The organism is Bacteroidota bacterium (assembly GCA_039821555.1).
Classification (GTDB): domain Bacteria; phylum Bacteroidota; class Rhodothermia; order Rhodothermales; family Rubricoccaceae; genus JBCBEX01.
Genome location: JBCBNX010000027.1, coordinates 21,626 through 44,491, shown reverse-complemented (window position 1 = coordinate 44,491; position 22,866 = coordinate 21,626). Strand labels below are relative to the sequence as shown.

Sequence of the window (22,866 nt, the reverse complement as noted above, 5' to 3'; positions counted from 1 at the left end):
AGTGCGCCCTCGGTACGAATGGCTCTACGTCTACGCGTTCGTGCAACCCGAGACGGGCGAGACGGAGTTCTGGTTGGCCCCGTACGTCAACACGGAGACGTTCGGAGCCATCGTGCGGGCGTTCTTGCGGCGGCGGCAGGAGGCGGTGATGCTGGTGCTTGACCAAGCGGGGTGGCACGTCTCGGAGGGGGCGCTCGCGTTGGAGAGCGAGGCGTTGCGCCTGAAGCATCTGCCCTCGTACAGCCCGGAGTTGCAACCCGCCGAGCGGCTGTGGTCGCTCACGGACGCGCCGCTGGCCAACCGGGTGTTCGAGCGGCTTGCTGACTTGGAGGCAGCGCTGGCGGAGCGGTGCGTGGCGGTGACGTGCGAGGCGGAGCGGGTGCGTTCGCTGACGCTGTACCACTGGTGGCCGGGCGGCGCTGACCACATCGCAACTCATTAGCCGGAGATGGTATCATAGCTCTCCTAGCACGAGCTCGTAGAAGGCCACAGTCCCATCGGGACGCCGTACCTCTACCAGCACTTCGCCGGCTCCCATCGCAGCGAGTGCCAGCGCCTGTGCCGCCTGCTCCGCCGAGCGGACGCGGCGTGGCCGGCCGTCTTCGAATTCAAGGCTGGTGATGACCGAGCCGGTGGGCAGGCCACCGAGGGATGCTGCCGCTCCCTCGCTCACGCCGCCAATGAAGGCACCGCTCCGGACGTTGTAGAGGTCGCGCTCGCGGGCCGTAAGATCCCGAAGCTCCACGCCCCAGTTCTCCAACGTGACCGACTCCGGGACGCCATCGGCATCGGGCGCCGGACCGATCTCGGGATGCCCTTCAGGGAGAGGCGGGTGTCCCTCAGGCAGCTCAGGGTGCCCTTCCGGTAGCGACGGCGGGGTCGCACCGCGGTCGTCGCCGAGGTCATTCATCCAGGCTTGGAAGGCCGCATCGTCCCGGCCGAAGAGGCGCACGTCGAGGTCGAGCGAGCGCCCCCGGCGCCACACGTCGAGCGCGATGACATCGCCGGGGCGGCGGCGGGCGATCTGACTCTGAAACTGATTGGGCGCAGCGAGATCGACCCCGTCGATGGCGGTCAATACGTCGCCGCGCCGCAGACCTGCCTGGTCGGCGGCCCCGCCTGAGGCCACGCCCGCAATGAGCACGCCCGCGATGCGGTCAAGGCCGACGGCCTCCGCGTCAGCCTCCGTGACGGGGCGGATTTCGACGCCCAGGTAGCCGCGTTGGACTTCGCCCGTGGCAATGAGGTCTTGAGCGACCCGCGCGGCCAGGTTGCTCGGCACGGCAAACCCGTACCCTTCGTAGGAACCACTCTCGGTCGCGATCGCCGTGGCAATGCCCACGAGTTCGCCGCGCAGGTTCACGAGGGCTCCGCCGGAGTTCCCGGGATTGATGGCGGCATCCGTCTGGATGAAATCCTCGATGCGGAAGGTGTCGGTGATGATGTCGACTTGGCGCCCGAGCGCAGAGACGATGCCTGCGGTGACGGTCGAGCGGAGGCGGAACGGGTTGCCCACAGCAAGCACCCACTGCCCCACCTCGACGGCGTCGCTGTCGCCCAGGGCGATGACGGGCACCGGATTGTCTGCATCGTAGTCGACCAGCTGAATCACCGCGAGGTCGGTCGACGGATCGGTACCGACGAGGCGGGCGTCAAACTCGCGCCCGTCATCGAAGAGTACCTGGATGCGGTCACCGTCGTCCACTACGTGGTGGTTGGTGAGGACGAAGCCCTCTTCAGAGACCACGACGCCGGAGCCCGCTGACCGGCGAAATGGCTCGCGCTGGAACGGCTGGAAGCCATCGCCGCGCCCGCGGGTTTCTACGCGAATGAATACCACCGTGGGAGTGACCCGACGCGCCACGGTCTGGAACAAGTCGTCCATCACATCGAGCTGCGGCATGCGCGGCAGCGGCTCCTCATACGGGGCCTGCCGCCCGAGCGTGACCGTCTCAGGTGGCGGTGCAACCGTGACAACCGGACGTGGTCCCTCGTCTGAAACCCCAGGCCAGAGCCACCGCGCTGCAAGAAGCCCCACCGCCAGACCAAGCGCCACGAGTAAGAATCCGTAGAGTACGCGGCGCGTCGTCATAGCAAAGGCAGAGATGCAGGAGAGTAGCGAGGGGATGCACCGCCCGTACCGGCGGTTTGTTTCGCCGCACGAAGATCCCGCGAGGTGCCGCTTAGCACGAACCCGAGGTACTTCCCTGTGTATCGACCCCGCTCTTTCTCACCTATGTGCTTCAGATCATGATTCAGCGCAGAACCGTCGGCCTCATCGGAACAGGCCACGTCGGCATGGCTGCGGCCTACGCCCTGTTCCTACAGCGGCTCGCCAGCGACCTTGTCCTCGTCGATCTCGATCGAGACAAGGCAGAGGGCGAGGCAATGGACCTCATGCACGGCCAAGCCCTAGTCGGCCGCGTGACCGTCCGCGCTGGCACCTACGAAGACCTCGCCGACGCGCAGGTCATCGTGGTGACAGCCGGTGCAAGTCAAAAGGACCCGTCCGAGACGCGCCTCGACCTGCTCCGGCGCAACGCTCGCATCTTCGAGTCGATCGTGGCGGACCTCGACAAGCACGCACCAAAGGCCATCTTGGTGATTGCGACCAATCCAGTCGACGTGCTGACGGCCGTGACGATTGCGCAGTCGAGCCGCGCGTCCAACCGCATCTTCGGGACTGGCACCACGCTCGATTCGGCCCGCTTCCGCGCGCTGCTCGGCCAGCACTACCACGTCGACCCGCGCTCGGTGCACGGCTACATCCTCGGCGAGCATGGCGACTCGGAGGTCCCGATCTGGAGCGGCGTCACCATCGGCACCGAGCCCATCCTCAACCGCACCGTGCTCGGCCGCCCCTGGGACCGCGCCTCCATGGACGCGCTCTTCGACGACGCCCGCCGCGCCGCCTACCACATCATCGAGCGGAAGGGCTACACGAACACCGCCATCGGGACCGTCATCGCGCGGCTCGTCCGGGCCGTCCTCACCGACGAGCGGAGCGTCCACCCCGTCAGCGTCCCGCTCGACGATGCCTATGGGCTGGGCGATGTGTGCCTGAGCATCCCGTGCGTCGTTGGGATCGGCGGCATCGAAGCGCACGTGCCGCCGACGCTGTCCGACGATGAGTTGGCTGGGCTCACGAATTCTGCGGCGGTGCTACAGGAGAGCCTCGCCGAACTGGACATGTAGCGTCAAGGAGCCTGACGGGAGACGATACGGGGAGAGCGCCGTGCCGCACGCCGTCACCGGAGCAGCGTGAGCCGTTGCACCGCCGTCCCGGTCGGCGTTGAAAGCCGCACCAGGTAGATGCCGCCGACCTGCTCGTTGGGCTCCCACGTTACCTGGTGGCGCCCGGCTTCCCGCCGCTCAGCGGCGAGGGTGGCGACCAGCCGACCGAGTCCATCGAATACGTCGATACGCACCTGACCAGCGCGAGCGAGCGCGTACGCCAGCGTCGCGGCATCGGTGACCGGGTTGGGATACGGCGCCGCGAGGTGAAGGCTGGAGGGAGCCGGCAGCGTGACCTCTACTTCCGGGGACAGCGCGAAGGCCCCGTCGAAGTCGATCTGGCGGAGCCGGTAGGTTGCGTGCGAGGCGGTAGGGGCCAGCGTTTCGTCGCGCCAGGCGTAGGCGTGAGGCACGGACGCTGTGCCCGCCCCGGTCACGAACGCGATCTCCTCGAAGCTACCGGGCACATCCGCCTCTAGCCACTCGTTCGTCGCCCGTTCGATAGCAAACCCGGCGTTGTTGGTCTCGGAGGCTGTGACCCAGGTCAGCACGACATCGGTGCCGTCAATCACGCTGTCGAAGCGGGCCAGCTCCACGGGAATGCTGCCCCCGGCATCGACCAGCGCCACGGTTGGCATAGGGGGTGCCGTGAGCATGGCCCGGACCGCATCTGCCTCCGTCTTAGTGCGCTGGACCCCGTCCGCCACGAACCGACGGATCTGGTGTAGGTATCGCAACTCGCCCTCCGTGTCGATCGAGCGCACATCCGGCGGGTCTGTCCAGGGGAGATAGCCGTCGTCAGGCTCGCCGACGAAATAGACGTTACCGCTCGACGCGTACGCACCGCCGTCTCCCGTGCACTGCGTCACCTCAGGCGTGACGTTGTCCTCGTAGTAGGAATACGGGTAGAGGTCGTCAATATTCGTATCGGCCTTCCAGGTGCCAATGAGGCTCCCCTCCGGTCCGATAAGCATGTCCCAGGTGAGGTAGTCGTTCGCGTAGTGGTTGCCCGGGAGCCGGTCCGGCTGGCCGTCGATACTCACGCCGGTCGGCTGGAGGTTGCTGTAGTAGGTCATGCCCACAGTTGACGGCGCATAGTCGAAAAACATGGTGGCCCCTGGCGTGCGGTGCATCTGGTGTGCCATCCGAAGCACGACGACACGCTCGTAGAGCTCGTGGAGCACGTAGTTGTGTCCGCCGGAGTTGAACCCTTGCGCAAAGCGGAGGGCGCGGACAGGGCCGTCCTTCTGGATGCCGAGCGTACCGCGCCGGGCGCTCGCGCTGAAGATGGAACGCTCGCAGCCGTTTTCCCCGATGAGGTGTGGGCGAGAGCCGTATTTCACCCGGTCTAGGAGGTCTGGGCCATAGGCAACCGATGCACGTTCTTCCACCGGAGTCGTCGCCAGCCGAAGCTCTCGCTGTATCCAACGGTCCTCGAACGAGGTCGCGTAGTGCGCCGTCTCTACGCGGCTGTACTCGGGATTGGCAGCCAAATGATCGCCGACCGCCCAAGCGTCCGGCAGCCGGGTGTCGCCTTCAAAGTTGTAGGCCGCCGGAAAGTCGCCAGCGAGCAGGTCAAACTGATAGGTGACGAGGTCATGCCCGGCGGCCTGGCTCTGTGGTGTAGTGGGCACATACAGATAGACGTAGCGGCCCTCTACGGCCACCTCGCTGATCTGGAACGGCGCGAACGGGGGCGGGTCTGTGACCGTATCGACGCGGTCGCCAAAGAACCGCAGCATGGTCACGATCTCGTCGTTGGCGTCGAGGGTCGGGTCTGAGTCCGGCGGGACGACCGGGTCGAAGCCGGGATGCGGATAGTCCTGAGGCGCCGTGTAGTGGAGCTGCGCAGCCCCTCCAAAGAGCTCGTCCGCATCCGAAATCGTCGCAGGGTACGCGACTGCCGGGTCGAGCCAGTCCCGCTCGTCCACCTGGATCGGGCACGGGGCCCAAGCGCCCGCACCGTGCGCGTAGCAGATCGGGGCCGTGACGGCCGCGCCGAGCAGGTCGGCGACCTCGGCGCCGGTCAGCACAACGGGGCGCGGGTCGCTGTCCTGCGCCACGAGGGGGTGTGCGGTCAGCAAAAGCGTTGCCAACGCGAGACAGGCAACGACTAGACGAAGCGTCGACATAGCAGCAAGCGGTCAGGTGAATGCACCGCACTCCCGGGCAGCCGCCCGGCAAGGCGTGCAAAAGGCGTATGCGTACCCGGTGGTGGGCGAGGACCGCAAGCGAGCACGCTGCGTCAAAAGCGGGTTAACGACGCGAGGCTTGTACTCGTCCACAAAGATGCACGGTCAGAAAGCCCACGTCAAGCCGGTTCGTCGATTTGACGTGCCGCCTAGTTCGAAGCCGTCGGTCGTACCTTGGCGGTGGAAGCCAGGGGTGCCGTCCTAGTAGCGACGGCTGAGAGAGTCCCTCTGCACCTGATCCGGCTCGTACCGGCGTAGGGAGGCTTCACGGTCCACCGGGCGTGCTCCGCCCGTGGGTACAACCGGCTTCCGCTCACCTGTCCCACGGACCCACGCCCGGAAGCCGCCATGGAAATGCCCACCCCCGCTGCTGCGCCCTCAAAATCTGGCACCCCTAAGGGGCAACACGCCGCCAACGCCGCTACGCACGCACGCCTCGATCAACTGTCCGACGAGGTACGCCGCCCGCTCCCAGGCTCGTCCAAGATCTACGTCGAGGGCTCCCGGCCCGACCTCCGCGTGCCGATGCGGCTCATCACGCAGAGCCCGACGCCCGCGAGCTTCGGCGTGGAGGAGAACCCGCCGATCCCGGTCTACGATACCTCCGGCCCCTACACCGACCCCGACGCTGCCATCGACCTCCGGCAGGGCCTGCCGAGCGTGCGCGGCACGTGGATCGCGGACCGCAGCGACACCGAGGTGCTCGACGGCCCCTCGTCGGCATTCGGTCGCGAGCGGCTTGACGATGCGAAGACGGCGCACCTCCGCTTTGAGCACGTGCACCGGCCCCGCCGGGCCGTGAGCGGACGCACCGTGACACAGTTGCACTACGCCCGCCGCGGCGAGGTGACGCCCGAGATGGAATACATCGCCCTCCGCGAAAACCAGAAGCTAGACGCATTGCGCGAGACGCACCCAGCGCTCTTCCAGCAGCACCCGGGCCAGCCGTGGGGCGCACAGATCCCGAAGGTCATCACGCCCGAGTTCGTCCGCGACGAGGTCGCGCGCGGCCGCGCCATCATCCCGGCCAACATCAACCACCCGGAGCTCGAGCCGATGGTGATCGGCCGCAACTTCCTCGTCAAGATCAACGCCAACATGGGCAACTCGGCAGTCACGTCGAGCATCGCCGAGGAGGTCGAGAAGCTGGTCTGGGCAATCCGTTGGGGGGCCGACACCGTGATGGACCTCTCGACGGGCAAGCACATCCACGAGACGCGCGAGTGGATGCTGCGCAACAGCCCCGTCCCCATCGGCACAGTCCCCGTCTACCAGGCACTCGAAAAGGTCGGCGGCGTGCCCGAGAACCTCACGTGGGAGCTCTTCCGCGACACGCTCGTGGAGCAAGCCGAGCAGGGCGTCGACTACTTCACCATCCACGCGGGCGTGCTCCTGCGCTTCGTCCCGCTCACGGCACGGCGACGCACCGGCATCGTCTCGCGCGGCGGCTCGATCATGGCCAAGTGGTGCCTGGCGCACCACCAGGAGAACTTCCTCTACACGCACTGGGACGAGATCTGCGAGATCTGCGCCGCCTACGACGTGAGCTTTTCCATCGGCGACGGCCTGCGCCCCGGCTCCATCGAGGACGCCAACGACGACGCGCAGTTTGCCGAACTCTACGTCCAGGGCGAGCTCACGAAGAAGGCCTGGGCGCACGACGTACAGGTGATGAACGAGGGGCCGGGTCACGTCCCGATGCACCTCATCCAGGAGAACATGACCAAGCAGCTCGACTGGTGCGGCGAGGCGCCGTTCTACACGCTCGGGCCGCTCACGACGGACATCGCGCCCGGCTACGACCACATCACGTCGGGCATCGGCGCAGCGATGATCGGGTGGTACGGCTGCGCGATGCTCTGCTACGTCACGCCGAAGGAGCACCTCGGCCTCCCCAACCGCGACGACGTGCGCGAGGGCGTCATCACCTACAAGATCGCCGCGCACGCCGCCGATCTCGCCAAGGGCCACCCTGGCGCGCAAGCCCGCGACAACGCGCTCTCAAAGGCCCGCTTCGAGTTCCGCTGGGAGGACCAGTTCAACCTCGGCCTCGACCCGGAGAAGGCGCGCAGCTACCACGACGAGACGCTCCCGAAAGACTCAGCCAAGGTGGCCCACTTCTGCTCGATGTGCGGGCCGAAGTTCTGCTCGATGAAGATCACGCAGGACGTGCGCGACTACGCCGCCGAGCACGGCGTGGAGGTCGAGGCGGCCATCCCCGAGGGCATGCGCCAGAAGTCCGAAGAGTTTGCTGCGGCTGGAGGTGAGCTGTATCACAAAGCGTAGCGCCTCGCCTACACGTAACCCGCCGAGTGACGCGCCGTACGGACGCTCTGTCGTGCAATCTGTCGCTGCGCGTTCTCCGTTTCGGCTTCCCACTTCACCTCGGCATGCGCTCCTCCTTACTCGGTCTGCCCTTCGCTCCACGCCTTCGCATGGCACGCGTTCTCACGTCGCTCGCTGCCAGTGTGTTGATGGTGGGATGCGTGTCCCCCTCGTCGCTGACCTACCAGCAGCCAGCTTTGAGCCAAGGCAATGCCACGTGGTGCGAAGCTCCAGGGTTTCAGCTGGACGGTGCGGAGGCTGCGCACTGCGAGGTTCGGCCGATCCGGGTTGACCTCACGCGGCCGATCCGGGTGGATGCCGGAGTCGCGGGGGGGATCGCCGCGTCTGGCTGGGACCGAGATGATGCGACGGTAGAGGCACGCATCCTCGTGTTCAGCAGCGACGAACGCCGGGCCCGTTCGCTCGCCGAACAGGTAGTCTTCCGGGAGGGCGACGCGCTCAGCGCCTCGGTGCCGCGCACCCGGCGCGGTGAACTGGTCGATGTCAGCTACCGACTCCGCCTCCCCCGGCATACCGAACTCGACCTCTCCACCCAGAACGGAGGCATCGACGTCCGCGGGATGGTGGGCACGACGCGGTACCGTACTGTCAACGGCGGGGTTGACCTCACCGACCTCGGCGGCGACGTCAGCGGGACGACGCTCAACGGATCAGCGCAGGTCCGTCTCACGGGCACCACGTGGGTCGGGGAAGGCCTCGATGTGCACGTGGTGAACGGGACGCTCTCGCTCTCGCTACCCGAAGCCTATTCGGCATCGCTGGACGCCCAGGTTACCAACGGCGACCTCGACTACGGTATTCCCACCCCAACGCCGTCCGCGACCGACATCTTAGAGCGTCGCGTGGCCAAGCTTTCGCTGGGCGACGGTGGACCGCTCGTGCGCCTGCGGACACAAAACGGGCGCCTTGCAATCAAGGGACACTGAACCCGCTCCGTCTGGCATCGAATGCCGGAAAGCTCTATGCAGGGCGACTGCTGCCTGACCACCGGGCTCGCTCGCTGGAGTCTTCTGCTGTGAGCAGGATCTCTACATCCGCAGCAGGGCGCTAGAGATGCGGCGGCCGTTCGCAGTGAGCGTCACCACATAGCCGCCGGGAGCCACGCGGTCTCCTCGCGCGTCGCGTCCGTCCCAGTACGCCTCATGCGCGCCGATGGACCGCTCGCCTTTTGCGACGACGGCGACGCGGCGGCCTGTCAAATCATAGACGACAACCTCGAACGCTGCCGGCTCGTCGAGCGAATATGGGATTGTCACGCCACCCGTCGACGGGTTTGGGAACGCCGGCTGGAGCGCGAGCGCTGCACGGGGAGTTGCCCCCTCGCCGATGCTCGTTGCAGGCGGCGTAGCATACTGGTAGATGCGACGCCCCATGGCATAGGCCAGCGAGTCGCCGAAAAACTCAAAGCGGTTGATGGAGCCGTCGAGGTCGATCGGCGTCCACGTCTCGCCGCCGTCGGTCGTGAGCGAGGTCGTCCCGCGCCCACTCGCCCAGCCCGTGTCCTCTGTGATGAAACCGATGGCCTGGAGGTGGTCGCTATTCGGAATGGAGAGCTCCGTCCACGTAACCCCCGCGTCCGTGGTCTTCAAGACTTTGGCCGGGAAGCCGCCGTCGAGTTCCTCGACCGAGACGTAGCCGGTCGTAGGGGTCGGGAACGAGATCTTCCAGCTCCATTCGCCCGGATCGGCGCTGACATACTGCGTGGTCCACGTCTCGCCGCCGTCTTCGGTGAGCAAGACCAGCGCCCGGCCGTCCGCTTCGAGGCCGTTGGTACCCCCCACGGCGATCCCGCGCTGCTCGTCCCAGAAGTAGACGTCGATGAGCGAGCCTGCGTAGGCGTCCATCGGTGTAGATGTCCAGGTCTGGCCACCGTCCGTCGACTTGACGATGTGGGCGGGCGCGGCAAACCATCCGGCGCCGTAGATCACGTCGTCGTTAACAGCCCAGAGGCCGCAAATCCCCCACGGGCGAGGCCCCTCAATGCGGTCCGAGATGTCCTGGTACGACCGCCCGGCGTCCCGCGTCTCGTACAGCATGTTGGGCTGGGTGAGCGTGCCGATGAACCCGCGGGAGTCGTTCACGAACACCACCGACCGCAGGTAGGCCGGGAGCACGGCCTGCCGGCTCCACGCTTGGCCGCCATCGGCCGTCTGGAACACCTCCCCGTCGCCGTTGACAATCCACCCGCGCTCGGGGCTGACAAAACTACCGTCCTCGAACCTGTAGAAGTTCCAGGGCGAGGCGTCTAGGAGACTCCATCCGGCAGCTTCTTGGCCCGAAGAGATCGGCGACAGCAGGACGAACGCAAGGCTTGCGACAAGCCAACGGGGGGCAACGGTCATGAGATGACTGGGCGAGGACTAGGGCGACGAAAAAGGGCGGCGAGGAGGCGCAAAGTAGCGCTGACGAATTAGTCCCTCCGAGGCCATTCTAGGCACCCATGTGCGCACGGTGGCGCGCCTCAAACACGTGGAGCCGTTCCACGAGCCAGCCCGCCGCGTGCTCGTGTTCTGGCTTCATCAGCACGCTTCGAAGGACGCGTGCATGGGGCACGTCAGCAACGAGATTCGGGTGGCGGGCATGAAGCTGGGCTGCGCTCATCCGGTAGAGACTGAGGAAGACGGGGTCGTCCGGATCCTGCATCGACGCGTCGAAGAGGGCCGCACTCATGGCGTCGATGTCGGACAGCCGCTCTGCTGTTGGGAAATAGGCGACGATGTCCGTCTCGGGTGGCGCGTAGAGCGTGAACGCATCCGACGCGTCGATTTGCGCCGCAAAGAGGCGGGCTGCCCGCAAGGTCGCAGCTAGGATGGGGCCTAGGCCCTCGTCGGCGCGAAGCGGGAGGCAACGGAGCGTAAGCCAGAGCGCCCCGGCCGCCGCGCCCGCTCGCGAGCATTCGAGGCTAATCTCGCCGAGGTGGAGTTCGTCGGACGAGAAGTAGGTATACGGGGAATCGTGCTTGTAGAACCGTCCCACGGCTGGGTCCCGGAAGAGCACGGCGCCGCAGCCGTAGGGTTGCAACCCGTGTTTGTGTGGATCGACAACGATAGAGTCAGCGTCCCGCATCGCGTGGAAAGCCTCGTGAGGAAACCCTGCGGGGGCCGACGCCTCGTTGGCCAGCAGCCGGAAGAAACCGCCGTAGGCCGCGTCGATGTGGACCCGCGCGCCATACTGCCGACACAGCGGGATCGCCTCCTGCAGCGGATCGACCACGCCGAGGCCCGTCGTGGCACCCGTCAGCACAACCGTGCCAATGCCGCCCGCCGCGAGCGCGTCCTCCAGCGCGTTCAAGTCGATGCGTCCATCGGAGTCAGCAGCCACCGTGCGGTGTTCGACGCCGAGGACGTGCGCCATCCGCGCATGGGTGTAGTGCGCGTCCGCACTCGACGCGATCGCCGTGCCAGGCGCGAGTTCGCGCGCCGCGAACAGCGCTTCGAGGTTGGCAATCGTACCTCCGCTCGTAAGGTGCCCGAGCGCCGCGCTGCCGTCCTCGCCGTCCGGAAAGTCGAAGAGCGCCGCGAGGTCGCGGGTGACCTCCTTCTCCATCTGGCCGGTCGGCGGCCCGCCATCGAGCGCGTGGTTGTTGGGGTTGGTCCGCATGGCTGCGGCATAGGCTGCCAGCGCGATGGGGTGCGGCGGCTTGAGCATCTGCCCGGCGTAGCGCGGGTGGAAGAAAGGATACGTCCCGTGCCGCTCTCCTTGCGGCGGCGCCGTGATGCGTGCGAGATACTCGTCCATCGCCGTCCGCAAGCGTTCAGCGGGCACATCGGTGCTAGCGTGCGGGGCGAAGTTGCCGTAGGACGCCTCCCAGGCATCGATGGCGTCGAGCGCGTGATTGAGGAGAGCGCGGGGATGCATGGGCTGGGTCGAGGGTCGAGGGTCGAGGGTCGAGGGTCGAGGGTCGAGGGTCGAGGGTCGAGGGTCGAGGGTCGAGGGTCGAGGAAGGTGTGCATCCAGAGTTACCCCGTCAAGCGAAGATCGTCGTGCGTTGCCTCAAGCGTATTCACGCCGTGCCTTGAGACCCCCACCGGCGCGCCATACGGCTTTGTCGCTCGGGCGGGCTGTTGGCCGTGGCTTCCCAGCCCGGCGAGCGCGGGTCGAGCGCGTAGAAGGCCGCCAGCGCGTCGAACAGTTCGGGGTGGCGCTGCGAAAACACGACGGGCCGCTCGAAGAACACCTCGGTGGCAACCGCAAACAACTCGGCGGGCGCCGTCGAGGCGTAGCGCCCCAGCATGGAACGGCCCCGCTCAGCCGCGCGCATCTCGCGGTGCATCAGCGTGATCCACGCATCGCGCGAGCCCGGGTCGAGGAGCGACGGCAGCCCGTCGGCGTCGGTGTCGTCGAAGTCGAAGAGGTGCGCGAGTTCGTGCAGGACGACGTTCTGGCCGTCGGGTCGTGCCCAGCCGTCGCGCACGGACGGTGCCGCGAGGAGCACCGGCCCCTGAGCGTGGACCATGCCATCGTAGTCGTAGTCCGCGGTGCCGTAGTCCTCCTCGCTGTAGATCTCGTCCGTATGATCGCCGAAGTAGGTCGGTAGAAAAAGAAAGGTGCGACCGTCGGACAGCTCCCAGTCGGGCCGCCCGTGCAAAAGCAAGGCGATGCCCGCCGCGACGCCGAGCCGGAGGTCGTCGGTCACCTCCACCCCGTCTACGCCCTCGAAGCGGCGCTCTGCCAGCGCAAAGCGCACGTCGCGCTCGAAGCGTGCTTGGCCTGCGTCGTCGAGCCGCGCATAGAGGCTGACGTGGGTTTCGAGCCACGTCCGGTACGACGCAGGCATCTTCTGCTGCGCCAGGCGCCACCGCCGCCACGGCGTGCGCCCCGCCAGCGCGACCACAACGAGCATCGGCCCGAGCGCCCACACCGCGCCCACCGCGCCCATCGCCACAACGCCGACCACTCCCACGACGAGCCCGAGCAGCCCACCAATGAGCAGCCTGAAGACGAGATCGGAGGCGCGGACGATTTGCACGAAGGTCGAAGGTCGAAGGTCGAAGGTCGAAAAAGGTGTGGTTGGCTTCGCGCTTTGTCAAACGACTATCGAACGCTGGTGCTCCCCCTCCCTATTCGGATGTCGCTATTCCCGAGTCGCTATTCCCGAGCCTCGCCGCCCCCGCTTCACTCCTTGCGCCTCGCGCTTCCTCTCACCCCGTACTTTCCAGCCCTCCCGACCAGCCCACACCGCTATGCCCGACCGTCCTGCCCTTGGCGTCCTCACCCACGGCTCGCTTGGCCAGGGCGTGCAGATGAAGCTCGACGCGCGGCGCTCCGTCGAGACGCTCCGCGCCGGCACCTTTGTCGTGGTCGAGGGGGAGCAGTTCGACTTCTTCTCGCTCATCACCGATTTGGAAATCGCGGCGGCGAACGAGGACATCCTGCTCCACCCGCCCGCGCCCGAGGCGACGCTGCTGCGCGAGGTGCTGCGCGGCGCGGCGACCTACGCCACCGTCAGCCTCAAGCCCATGCTGATGCTCCCGCAGGGCCTCGGCGACGACGAGCCGCGCCCCGTCAAGACGGTCCCCGCCCACTTCGCGCCGGTCGGCGAGGCGACGGCAGAAGATGTGGCGCGCGTGTTTTCAAGCGAGGCGAGCGACCCCGCGCGCTACTTCGAGATCGGCACGCCCGTCGGCATGGACGAGACGCCGGTGTGCCTTGACCTCCAGCGCTTCGTCGAGCGCTCGAACGCAGTCTTCGGCAAGACAGGCACCGGCAAGAGCTTCCTGACGCGCCTGCTGCTGTGCGGCGCGATCCGCACGGGCAAAGCGGTCAACCTCGTGTTCGACATGCACAACGAGTACGGCTTCACGGCGATGCAGGAAACCGCCGACGGCCAGGGCACGCAGACGAAGGGCCTAAAGCAACTTTTCCCGTCGAAGGTGCACGTCTTCTCGCTCGACCCGACCTCAACGCGGCGGCGCGGCAAACAGCCGGACGTGGAGGTGCACCTCTATGCGGACCAGATCACACCCGAGGACATCCTCCCGCTCTCGGACACGCTCAACCTGACGGCGACCTCCGCCGAGAGCACCTTCCAGCTCAAAAAGAAGTTCGGCGACCAGTGGCTCGTCCGGCTCCTCGACGCCTCGACCGAGGAGATCGGCGAGATCGCCGCCGACACGGGCGCGCACGAGGGCTCGCTGCTCGCGCTCAAGCGCAAGCTCGACCGGCTGAGCGGGCTGCCGTTCTTCAGGATGGAGCCGCGCGGCACCCGCATCGACATCCTGGATCAGCTCCTCGAAAGCATCGATGCGGGCAGGTCGGTCGTCTTCGAGTTCGGGAAGTACAACAACCTGTTGATTTACCTCCTCGTGGCGAACGTGCTCACGCGGCGGCTGCGCGACCGCTACGAGCGGCGCTACGAGGACTTCGAGCGCTCCGGCGACCCCGCCGATAAGCCTCAGCAGCTCCTGATCACCATCGAGGAGGCGCACAAATTCCTCGGGCCCCAGACCGCGCGCGAGACACCGTTCGGCAAAATTGCCCGCGAGATGCGCAAGTTCTCGGTGAGCCTGCTCATCGTCGACCAGCGCCCGAGCGGCATCGACGAGGAGGTGCTGAGCCAGATCGGGACGAAGATCGTCGCGCAACTCTCGGACGAGAAGGACATCGCGGCGGCACTTGTGGGCACGGCAGGCGCAGGCGCGCTGCGGAAGATCCTCGCCACCCTCGACTCGAAGCAGCAGGTGCTCGCCTTTGGTCACGCACTCCCCATGCCGATCCAACTCACGACGCGGACCTACGGCCCCGACTTCTTCCGGGCGATGGAGCAACCCCTACCGGATGCGTCAGGCGACGGCTCGCCGGTGGTCTACGAGAGCATTCAGGCGCAGACGGACGAGCTGTTTTGAGGAGGCGGCATCGCTCGCCTCAGCCCCGTGGCCCGCGTACACGCCGTGGCCCTCTCACACGTCGACTTGCGTTCCCAACTTTCGTGTGTCTCGGCTTCGGACTTGCGCTGAGTGGGTGTCTTGGCGCCTCGCCATGGCCGCTCACCGTAGCCACCGAGGCGCGCTATCAGTACGGCGACGCCCCCCGCTGGGCAACGGCGGCGGCGGACGATGCGAGTTGGTCCAACGTTGCGATCCATGCCCTGCCCGATTCGGCGGGCGTTCTCTGGGTACGGATTGACATCGACGTGCCCGCGACGGAGACCCTCGGGCTCCTGGTGGCCGGGGCCGCAGCGCGCGAGGTCTATTGGGACGGTGCCCGTCTTGGCGCTACTGGCCATGTTGGCTCCTCCCCAGGCGAGGAGGTGCCAGGTCCGATGGACGCCTCGTTCCGCGTGCCGGACAGCCTTGCGGCGGCAGGACCCCACCTTCTCGCGCTCCGACTCTCGTCGTTTCATCGACCCGACGGGGCCAACGGCTTGTTGCTTCACATTGTGGCCGGGGAGTACCGTGCACTTCTACGAGAGCCCCTCTACGGCATCGCGCTGCCGCTCGTGTTCCTCGGTGCCTTTGTGCTGATCGCGCTCTACCACGGGCTCCTCTTTACTGCCGACCGACGCTGGGCATCGCTGCTGACGGGGGCACTCTGCCTGACCATGGCGCTGCTGCTCGTGGCCGAGGGTTGGCGGGTCGTGATCGGCTACACATACGACTGGCACGTCGTCCGCCTGCGTGTCATTGAGGCCTTGACCTGGATGACGGGGGTGTTGGTGGTGGCAACGCTCGCCGCGCAGTTTGTGGTGCCACAGGGTCGCGCGCTTGCGCTCGGTGTGGCTACGCTGTTGGCCGTGGTGCTTTTGGCGAGCGGCTCGCATGAAGTGGGTACGTTCACGGTCTTCGCGGTGGCTTTTGCGCTGAGTGCAGGCGTCGTCGGTTGGGCCGCTTTTCATCGCAAGCCAGGTGCACGCCTGGCGTTCTCAGGCGTCGCCGTATGCTTGGTTGCGTTGGCCGTGGCCCGCTTCGACTTCATGGAGGCGGCGCTCTTTCCGGCGTTCGGCGTCCTCCTCGCCGGGCTGCTGACCAACCTCGGGCTGCAAACTCGTCGCCAGCACCAGCGACACATCGCCACGCTGGCGACGAAGGCCCGGCTGGAGGCTGAGTTGCTCCGCAAACACCTCCACCCTCACTTCCTGATGAATGCCCTCACATCCATCATCGAATGGGTCGAGACAGACCCCCAGCAAGGGGCACGCGCGCTGGAGGCGCTGTCTAGCGAACTCCAGATGCTCGCCGAGGTGTCGAACCAGACTGTGATCTCGATGGCGTACGAACTCGCCCTATGCCGCGCGCATCTCGATGTGATGGGCTACCGCAAGGGCAACACGTTCGCGTTGGCGACGGAAAACGTCGACATGGACGCGCCGATTCCTCCGGCGGTGCTCCACACACTGGTGGAGAATGCAATCACGCACAACGCGTACCCAGAAGGACGGGTGACGTTCGTGCTGTGCGAGGAGCGCACGGACACGCACCGCGCCCTCACGTTTGAGGCACCTCTCGCCTCGGCATCGCCTGCGGTCCGTCCAGAGCGCGGTGGCCTTCGCTACGTCCGTGCTCAGCTCGACGAATGCGCGCCGGGCCGCTGGTCGCTCGACTCGGGTCCCGAATCAGGCGCCTGGGTGACACGCGTCCTGCTTCCGCTCGACCTCAAGCCTATCTCCTCACGCTGATGCGTGTCCTGATTGTCGAAGACGAGCGCATCATCGCACAGCGGCTGGAGCGGCTACTGCGCGGCCTCGCAGGCAGTGAGTTGACGCGCGTCGACGTGTCGCCGACGCTCACGGACGCGCGGGCTGTCCTCGATGCGATGCCGCCGGATGTCGTTTTCCTCGATCTCAACCTCCACGGCGAAGACGGCTTCGACCTTCTCCGTGACGTCGTGGCGGGTGCGTTTCACACCGTGGTCGTCTCAGCGCACACGGAGCGAGCGCTCGAAGCGTTCGAGGTTGGCGTGCTCGACTTCGTCCCGAAACCGTTCGACCAAGACCGGCTCGCGCTGACGCTGGACCGACTGCGCGGTGCGCGCGCGGCGCACCCTGCCGCCACGCTGGCGGTCCGTTCGCCGGGGCGCATCGAGCTGGTCCCCGTCGCCGACATCGCGCACGTGCACGCGGCAGACTCCTATGCCGAACTGGTGCTCCGCGACGGCAGCGTCCGACTCCATGCGAAGTCGCTCGAACGGCTCCTGACGATCCTGCCGACCTCGTTCGTGCAGATCCACCGGTCCTACCTCGTCCGGCTCGGCGACATCGTGCAGCTCCGTGTGCGCCCCGGCAGTCGCTACTCGGCCGTGCTGAGGTCGGGCGTCGAGCTCCCTGTCGGTCGTACGCGTGTCGATGACCTTCGCAAGCGACTCGGGCTGCACACGGACTCCCCGTGACCGATGAGACGTTCGGCCGGCCTGAGAGCCGTTGACGCCGGGCGGCGCATCCTTGAGGTCGAGCGCTCGTGGACCTGAGCACGATTCCTCCACGCAGTACCTCTTGTCTCCATGCGCTCGTTCCTGCCCGCCCTGCTCTCTGTCTTTGCGCTGCTCTCGTCGAGTGCCTGGCTCGATGCGCAGCCGGCGCCCTCCGTCGATGACCTGACAACCACCATCGATGCGATCGTCGAGGAAGAGATGCGCGACACGCACCTTCCTGGTGTGGCGGTCGTCGTCGTGAAGGACGGGGCAACGCTGGTGCAACGCGGCTATGGGGTGGGCGATGTCGCCTCTAGCCGTCCCGTAGACCCCGAGCGCACGCTGTTCCGCATCGGCTCCGTCTCGAAAGCCCTCACCGCGCTGGCCGTGACCCGGCTGATCGACGACGGGCGGCTGGCCTATGACGACGACGTGTCCGCGTACGTCGATGGCATCGCCAACCTGAGCGGATCCGACGAGCCGGTGACCATCGAGCACCTGCTCACGCACACGGCTGCGTTCGATCAGATCGGGCTCGACCGCCACGTCTGGGACCTCGACCAGACACTGGCCCAGCGGAAAGCGCAACGGCCCTCCCTGGCTGCCTATTTGGAGGCCGGCAACCTCCGCCGCACGCACGCTGCGGGACAGCGTTTCCGGTACGACACCTACGGCATCACACTCGCGGGCCTCGTTCTGGAACGCGTTACGGGGCTGCCCTACGACCAGGCGATGCGGCAGGAGTTGTTCGCACCGCTCGGCATGGAGCGCAGCTTCGTCGAGGTCGACACCGCGCACGTCGATGACCTTGCCGTAGGTCACGGCTGGGTCGATAGTGCGTATGTGGCGCAGCCCTACGAGGTGTATGTCACCACGCCCGCCTCGTCCATCGACGCCACGCCGGCTGACATGGGCCGACTTATGGAAGCTATGACTGGCAGCGGTGCCAGCGGGCAGGGCCGGCTCTTTTCCCCGGCGGCTACCCGGGCCGTCCTCGCGCCGCAGTTTCGTCCGGCCCCAGGCTTCACCGGCGTCACGCACGGCTTCTGGGAATCACCCGGCTTCGACCTGCCTGACGGACCCGCCATCCGCACGGTCGGCCACGGCGGGAGCATGCTCGGCTATTGGACCTCGCTGACGCTCTACCCGGACGCGAACGTCGGGGTGTTCATCGTCACCAACCGCAACCACGAGGCAGGGGGCGGTTTCGTCAACGTAGGCCAGCGCATCAACGAGGTTATCGCCGAGGCGTTTTACGATGACGTTCCCTCTCCCGTCATGCCACTGTCCGTGCCGCTCGACGGGCGTGACCTCTCTCCTTACGTCGGCGACTACACCTTCGGCACCTTCTGCCGGACCTGCTCGCGTGACGAGCGGGCGCGCGGTGCCTGGGGCGTCTCCGCACTTCGCCCGGTGCGGCTAACTGAGCGGGGCCTCTCCCTCAATGACCAGCACTACCTCCCCACCGCCGAGCGCGACGTGTTTGTGCACGAATCGGGCGACCGGGCGCTCCACTTCGGACGCGATGCGGAGGGTCGCATCGACTTCCTTGTCCGGTCCGAAGAACCCGCGACGCTGGAGCGGGTGCCCGCCATGACCACCCTTCGCGAAGGCATGCACGAGGCCGGGGTCTACCTGGACGCTGGCTTTCCGTTGAAGGCCACCGAGGTGCTCCGCGCTGCGCTCGATGCTGGCCTCGACGCGGGTATCCTGAACGAGGCTGCGATCAACGCAACTGGGTATGCCACGCTTGGCGAGGACAGCACCACGATGGCCTTGCTCATCTTTGCCTACAACGCGGACGTCTTCCCAGATTCCTGGAACGTGCACGACAGTCTCGGCGAAGCGCTCGCGCTCGCGGGGCGCACCGACGAAGCCATCGCCGCCTACGAGCGGTCGTTGTCGCTCAATCCCGAGAGCGAAGGCGGACTGGCCGCGCTGAAACGACTCCGGGCCAGACGCGGCAACTAGCTGGCTCAGCCACTGACGCGGATGCGCTCGGGCATCAAGAACGCATCGCCGAAGCGCTGCCGGACAAACCCAAGCGCGGACTCGGCCTCGTCCCGGTACCGGAAGCGCCCCATCCGCACCCGGTAGTAGGGCTGGAGGTAGAGCACCTCGGGGGTAGCATTGCCCACCATCGACGACGGGACGCGGGGGTTGCGGCGTACGGAGCGCCACCACGCCTCCACGTTGTCAGCGACGCGGTCGGCGGCAGCCTTGTCGGGCGACGAAAACACCTGAATACGGAAGCCCTGCACGTAGCGTGGCCCCTCGGGCTCAGGCGGTTCCACCTGCCCAGCCATCAGGGTCTCGGGCACATCGTGCTGAATCGGCCCCGTCTGCGTCTGCGCGACCGGCTCGCGATCGTACGGCGCCGGGTCGAACGTCTCGTAGTCTGGAGCCTGGCCTGCAGTAGGTACGTCCGCTGGATCGTCGGGCTTCTGCGGGCCAGAGCAGGCTGACAAGGCGAGTACGGACCCGAGGACGAAGAGCGTGAGGACAAATCGCATCGGCAATGCGCGGTTGGGAAAAAGTTGAAAGCTACGGCGAGGTCAGCTTCCCTGCCCGCCATAGCGACCGTTTCGCCGGTTCTCCGTTTCGTCGCGACGACCCTGCTCGACCTCTCACGTGTCCCGGGCGCCTTCGTTGTTCGTAGACTCAGCCCACCGCGCTACCGCTGTCCTTGCCGTGTATTCGTTGCCGACTTCGCCTATGTCTCGCGCCCTCTCGCTCCTCGCCCTCACGTGCCTTCTTGCTTCGCCGTTGCTCGCTCAAGATGCCACCGTGTCCTACCAGTCGCCAGCTCCCGAGCTGGCTCGTCTCGTTGATGCGCCGCGCACACCTTCTGTGACCCTGAGCCCCGATCGCTCGGTGATGGCGTTTCTGGAGCGTCCAGGTCTTCCCGGCATCGAAGAGATGGCACAGCCTGAAATCGGGCTGGCAGGCATTCGCATCAACCCTCGCCTCAACGGTCCCGGACCGACGCGGAGTTCGTCGTTTAGCGACCTGGCCTTCCGCGCCGTCGATGGCGAGGGGGATCCGCGCTCGATTTCGGGGCTCCCCGACGCACCGCGCATCCGCAACGTGGCGTGGAGCCCCGACGGAGCCTACGCGGCGTTCACGCTCGACCGGGCGTCTCAGGTCGAGCTGTGGGTGGCCGACGTAGCGGCAGGCACCGCACGCCGGTGGATCGAGGCGCCCATCAATGACGCTGCGCCGCGTGCCCCGTTCGTGTGGCTGCCGGGCAGCGACGGCGTCGTCGTGCGGACGATTCCCAGCCGGCGAGGCGCGGCCCCCGAGGTCGCACTCGTCCCGACGGGCCCGGTCGTGCGCGAGTCCGCAGGCGAGGCCGCCCCAGCACGCACCTACCAGGACCTCCTCGAAAGCGCCCACGACGAGGCACTCTTGGAGCACTACGTCACGAGCCAACTCGTCGTCGCACGCCTCGACGGGACGGTGCAGTCGTTCGGGTCGCCTAGCCTCAACGTGGCCCTCGCGCCATCGCCAGACGGGCAGTACTTGCTCACGGAGACAATTACGCCGCCCTACTCGTATCTCGTCCCGTGGTCGCGCTTCCCGCACACAATCGCCGTGCACGATCTCGCCTCGGGTGACGTGGTACACACCGTAGCGACCCTGCCGCTCGCTGAGCGTATTCCCATCGCGTTTGGCTCGGTACGGACCGGCCCCCGCTCGGTGCAGTGGCGCGCTGACGCCCCGTCGACGCTCGTCTGGACCGAAGCGCAGGACGGCGGCGATGCTGGAGCCGAGGCCGACGTCCGCGACCGGCTCTTCGTCCACGCCGCCCCCTTCGACGATGCGCCGACGCCGTGGACTGAACTCGCGCTCCGCTTCTCCAGCCTCACCTGGGGCGACGACGATACCGCGATCCTCTACGAGTACTGGTGGGCCGACCGCGCCCTGCGCGTACACCGCCTCACGCCGGGCAGCCTTGATGCAGCACCAGAACTGCTCTTCGAGTATTCCTTCGAGGACCGCTACAACGATCCCGGTCGACCGATGACCGTCCGCAATGACGCCGGCTACAACGAACTGCTGCTGGACAACGGAGCCATGTTCCTGACGGGCCAGGGCGCCTCGCCCGAAGGCAACCGCCCCTTCGTGCGCCGCTTCGACCTTACGGCGAAAGAGACGATGGAGCTCTTCCGCTCCGAAGCTCCGTTCTACGAGCGCCCCGTCGCCTTCCTCGACGACGCCTCGACAGAGCTTCTCACCCGCCGCGAGACGACCACAGAGCCGCCGAACTACGTCCTGCGCGACCTCGATGCGGGCACGGACCGTGCCGTGACGGCCTTCCCGCACCCGTACCCCGAACTCGCCGCCGTGCAGAAGGAGACGGTGGAGTACGAGCGCGCCGACGGCGTCCCGCTCTCGGCCACGCTCTACCTGCCGCCGGGCTACGACGCCGAGCGCGACGGCCCGCTCCCGACGCTCGTCTGGGCCTACCCGCGCGAGTATAAGTCCGCCAGCGCCGCCGGGCAGCGCTCCGACTCGCCCTACCAGTTTACCCGCGTGAGCTACTGGGGCGCGGTGCCCTACGTGACGCGCGGCTACGCCGTCCTCGACAACGCCGCCTTCCCCATCGTTGGGGAGGGCGAGGCTGAACCCAACGACAGCTTCCGCGAGCAGCTCGTGATGAACGGGGCGGCTGTCATTGAGGAAGGCGTCCGGCGCGGTGTGGTGGATTCGGAACGCGTCGCCGTCGGAGGCCATTCCTATGGCGCGTTTATGACGGCCAACCTGCTCGCGCATTCGGACCTCTTCCGCGCGGGCATTGCCCGAAGTGGAGCGTACAACCGCACGCTGACGCCGTTCGGCTTCCAGCGCGAGGAGCGGACCTACTGGCAGGCCCCCGACCTCTACGCCTACATGAGCCCGTTCATGCACGCCGAGAAGATCAACGAGCCGATCCTGCTCATCCACGGCCAGGCCGACAACAACCCGGGCACGTTCACGCTCCAGAGCGAGCGGCTCTACGGTGCGCTCAACGGCCTCGGCGGCACCGCACGCCTCGTGCTCCTCCCCGCCGAGAGCCACGGCTACCGCTCCCGCGAGTCAATCCTCCACATGCTCTGGGAGCAAGATCAGTGGCTCGACACCTACGTGAAGCAGGCCGAAGTCACCATGGGTTCTTCTGCTGAGGCTGAAGAGGAGGGAACGGAAGCACCCTGATGTCCACGTTGCGCCAACAACAGATGGCGGCTCAGCCGCGCGGGGCTGATGCCGTGAGGTTGGAACGAGGCAAGGTAGACGTGGACGCCCGCACGAGTTGAGAACGCTGGAGCCCCGCGTCGGCCTGCAGCCGCGGATTACACGGCACGGCGGGCACCGCACGCTGCACACAGTTTGGCCTTTGGCGTGCGAAGCGGCTTGCCGCACGTCTGGCACGGAGGGCCGTAGATCGATACTCGGTGGTGGTGCAGCGCGAGAGGGTTCGTCTCGCGGTAGCCCGTCAGTCGCTCGTACAGATCGAGCGCCTCGGCATACTGAGCCTGCAGCTTGTTGCCCTCCGTCACCTCAGCCAAGCTGGCGCCGGTCGCCTGTCGCCGCGCTTTGATGTTGCGGATGCCGCGTCGGAGAGCGGCGGCCATCTCGGGCCACTCATCCTCATCCAGCATCGGCGTCTCCTGCTGGCACCGCCAGCACCACAATTCGGTCATATCCAGTAGCGGAAGGGCGGGGAATGCCGTGTAACCTACAATTTGGTGTCGTTAGGCTACATAGT

General features: G+C 66.8%; 16 protein-coding genes and 1 riboswitch. Of the genes, 9 read left to right on the top strand and 7 right to left on the bottom strand.

All coding sequences use genetic code 11. The features are described 5' to 3' along the window. A partial coding sequence (locus AAFU51_17680) for a transposase (GenBank protein ID MEO1573085.1) occupies window positions 1-442 on the top strand: 442 nt, incomplete at its 5' end. A 12-nt stretch (window positions 443-454) separates the two neighbouring features. Here the strand turns inward: AAFU51_17680 and AAFU51_17675 are convergent. Continuing rightward, complete coding sequence (locus AAFU51_17675) at window positions 455-2,092, bottom strand: trypsin-like peptidase domain-containing protein (GenBank protein MEO1573084.1); 1,638 nt, start codon at window positions 2,090-2,092, stop codon at window positions 455-457. A gap of 158 nt (window positions 2,093-2,250) precedes the next feature. On the opposite strand from AAFU51_17675, the gene AAFU51_17670 reads away from it, so the two are divergent. Further along, the gene (locus AAFU51_17670) at window positions 2,251-3,195 is read left to right on the top strand and encodes an L-lactate dehydrogenase (GenBank protein MEO1573083.1); all 945 of its coding nucleotides are present in this window, start codon (window positions 2,251-2,253) and stop codon (window positions 3,193-3,195) included. A gap of 53 nt (window positions 3,196-3,248) precedes the next feature. Here AAFU51_17670 and AAFU51_17665 read toward each other — a convergent pair whose 3' ends face one another. Further along, window positions 3,249-5,366: a T9SS type A sorting domain-containing protein gene (locus AAFU51_17665; GenBank protein ID MEO1573082.1), complete on the bottom strand. Its 2,118-nt coding sequence runs from the start codon at window positions 5,364-5,366 to the stop codon at window positions 3,249-3,251. Window positions 5,367-5,605: 239 nt separating this feature from the next. Continuing rightward, window positions 5,606-5,704: riboswitch (TPP riboswitch) on the top strand. A 70-nt stretch (window positions 5,705-5,774) separates the two neighbouring features. Here AAFU51_17665 and thiC point away from each other — a divergent pair. Further along, window positions 5,775-7,712, top strand: coding sequence for a phosphomethylpyrimidine synthase ThiC (gene thiC, locus AAFU51_17660; protein MEO1573081.1), 1,938 nt, complete (start codon window positions 5,775-5,777; stop codon window positions 7,710-7,712). 149 nt (window positions 7,713-7,861) lie between these two features. Beyond that, window positions 7,862-8,698 (top strand): hypothetical protein, encoded by an 837-nt coding sequence (locus AAFU51_17655; GenBank protein ID MEO1573080.1) that lies wholly within the window; start codon window positions 7,862-7,864, stop codon window positions 8,696-8,698. 102 nt (window positions 8,699-8,800) lie between these two features. Here AAFU51_17655 and AAFU51_17650 read toward each other — a convergent pair whose 3' ends face one another. The 3 genes from AAFU51_17650 to AAFU51_17640 all read right to left on the bottom strand — a co-directional run bounded on the left by AAFU51_17650 (window position 8,801) and on the right by AAFU51_17640 (window position 12,741). Next, on the bottom strand, window positions 8,801-10,114 hold the full coding sequence (locus AAFU51_17650) for a YCF48-related protein (GenBank protein MEO1573079.1): 1,314 nt from the start codon (window positions 10,112-10,114) through the stop codon (window positions 8,801-8,803). Window positions 10,115-10,202: 88 nt separating this feature from the next. Next, a complete protein-coding gene (locus AAFU51_17645) occupies window positions 10,203-11,630 on the bottom strand; it encodes an aminotransferase class I/II-fold pyridoxal phosphate-dependent enzyme (protein MEO1573078.1) in 1,428 nt (475 codons plus the stop codon). A gap of 145 nt (window positions 11,631-11,775) precedes the next feature. Beyond that, a complete protein-coding gene (locus AAFU51_17640) occupies window positions 11,776-12,741 on the bottom strand; it encodes a zinc-dependent peptidase (GenBank protein MEO1573077.1) in 966 nt (321 codons plus the stop codon). Between the two features lie 214 nt (window positions 12,742-12,955). Between AAFU51_17640 and AAFU51_17635 the strand changes: the two genes are divergently transcribed. The 4 genes from AAFU51_17635 (at window position 12,956) to AAFU51_17620 (ending at window position 19,088) form a co-directional block, all read left to right on the top strand. After that, window positions 12,956-14,617: a DUF87 domain-containing protein gene (locus AAFU51_17635; GenBank protein MEO1573076.1), complete on the top strand. Its 1,662-nt coding sequence runs from the start codon at window positions 12,956-12,958 to the stop codon at window positions 14,615-14,617. Between the two features lie 83 nt (window positions 14,618-14,700). Beyond that, window positions 14,701-16,386 carry a histidine kinase gene (locus AAFU51_17630; protein ID MEO1573075.1) on the top strand — a complete coding sequence of 562 codons (1,686 nt, stop codon included), beginning with the start codon at window positions 14,701-14,703 and terminating at the stop codon, window positions 16,384-16,386. Continuing rightward, window positions 16,386-17,096, top strand: coding sequence for a LytTR family DNA-binding domain-containing protein (locus tag AAFU51_17625; protein MEO1573074.1), 711 nt, complete (start codon window positions 16,386-16,388; stop codon window positions 17,094-17,096). Before AAFU51_17630 ends, AAFU51_17625 begins: the two co-directional genes overlap by 1 nt. Before the next feature lie 111 nt (window positions 17,097-17,207). Next, a complete protein-coding gene (locus AAFU51_17620) occupies window positions 17,208-19,088 on the top strand; it encodes a serine hydrolase (GenBank protein MEO1573073.1) in 1,881 nt (626 codons plus the stop codon). Window positions 19,089-19,093: 5 nt separating this feature from the next. Here AAFU51_17620 and AAFU51_17615 read toward each other — a convergent pair whose 3' ends face one another. Then, the gene (locus AAFU51_17615) at window positions 19,094-19,630 is read right to left on the bottom strand and encodes an SPOR domain-containing protein (protein ID MEO1573072.1); all 537 of its coding nucleotides are present in this window, start codon (window positions 19,628-19,630) and stop codon (window positions 19,094-19,096) included. Window positions 19,631-19,832: 202 nt separating this feature from the next. Between AAFU51_17615 and AAFU51_17610 the strand changes: the two genes are divergently transcribed. Further along, on the top strand, window positions 19,833-22,313 hold the full coding sequence (locus AAFU51_17610) for a prolyl oligopeptidase family serine peptidase (protein MEO1573071.1): 2,481 nt from the start codon (window positions 19,833-19,835) through the stop codon (window positions 22,311-22,313). A 137-nt stretch (window positions 22,314-22,450) separates the two neighbouring features. On the opposite strand, the gene AAFU51_17605 is transcribed toward AAFU51_17610, so the two are convergent. Next, on the bottom strand, window positions 22,451-22,801 hold the full coding sequence (locus AAFU51_17605; protein MEO1573070.1) for a hypothetical protein: 351 nt from the start codon (window positions 22,799-22,801) through the stop codon (window positions 22,451-22,453). Window positions 22,802-22,866: the final 65 nt, after the last annotated feature.

What these genes read in the sequence shown, in the direction of transcription:
- AAFU51_17675 (MEO1573084.1), bottom strand. Translation starts at nt 2,092, where the DNA reads ATGACGACGCGCCGCGTACTCTACGGATTCTTACTCGTGGCGCTTGGT.
- AAFU51_17670 (MEO1573083.1), top strand. Translation starts at nt 2,251, where the DNA reads ATGATTCAGCGCAGAACCGTCGGCCTCATCGGAACAGGCCACGTCGGC.
- AAFU51_17665 (MEO1573082.1), bottom strand. Translation starts at nt 5,366, where the DNA reads ATGTCGACGCTTCGTCTAGTCGTTGCCTGTCTCGCGTTGGCAACGCTT.
- thiC (MEO1573081.1), top strand. Translation starts at nt 5,775, where the DNA reads ATGGAAATGCCCACCCCCGCTGCTGCGCCCTCAAAATCTGGCACCCCT.
- AAFU51_17655 (MEO1573080.1), top strand. Translation starts at nt 7,862, where the DNA reads ATGGCACGCGTTCTCACGTCGCTCGCTGCCAGTGTGTTGATGGTGGGA.
- AAFU51_17650 (MEO1573079.1), bottom strand. Translation starts at nt 10,114, where the DNA reads ATGACCGTTGCCCCCCGTTGGCTTGTCGCAAGCCTTGCGTTCGTCCTG.
- AAFU51_17645 (MEO1573078.1), bottom strand. Translation starts at nt 11,630, where the DNA reads ATGCATCCCCGCGCTCTCCTCAATCACGCGCTCGACGCCATCGATGCC.
- AAFU51_17635 (MEO1573076.1), top strand. Translation starts at nt 12,956, where the DNA reads ATGCCCGACCGTCCTGCCCTTGGCGTCCTCACCCACGGCTCGCTTGGC.
- AAFU51_17625 (MEO1573074.1), top strand. Translation starts at nt 16,386, where the DNA reads ATGCGTGTCCTGATTGTCGAAGACGAGCGCATCATCGCACAGCGGCTG.
- AAFU51_17620 (MEO1573073.1), top strand. Translation starts at nt 17,208, where the DNA reads ATGCGCTCGTTCCTGCCCGCCCTGCTCTCTGTCTTTGCGCTGCTCTCG.
- AAFU51_17615 (MEO1573072.1), bottom strand. Translation starts at nt 19,630, where the DNA reads ATGCGATTTGTCCTCACGCTCTTCGTCCTCGGGTCCGTACTCGCCTTG.
- AAFU51_17610 (MEO1573071.1), top strand. Translation starts at nt 19,833, where the DNA reads ATGTCTCGCGCCCTCTCGCTCCTCGCCCTCACGTGCCTTCTTGCTTCG.
- AAFU51_17605 (MEO1573070.1), bottom strand. Translation starts at nt 22,801, where the DNA reads ATGACCGAATTGTGGTGCTGGCGGTGCCAGCAGGAGACGCCGATGCTG.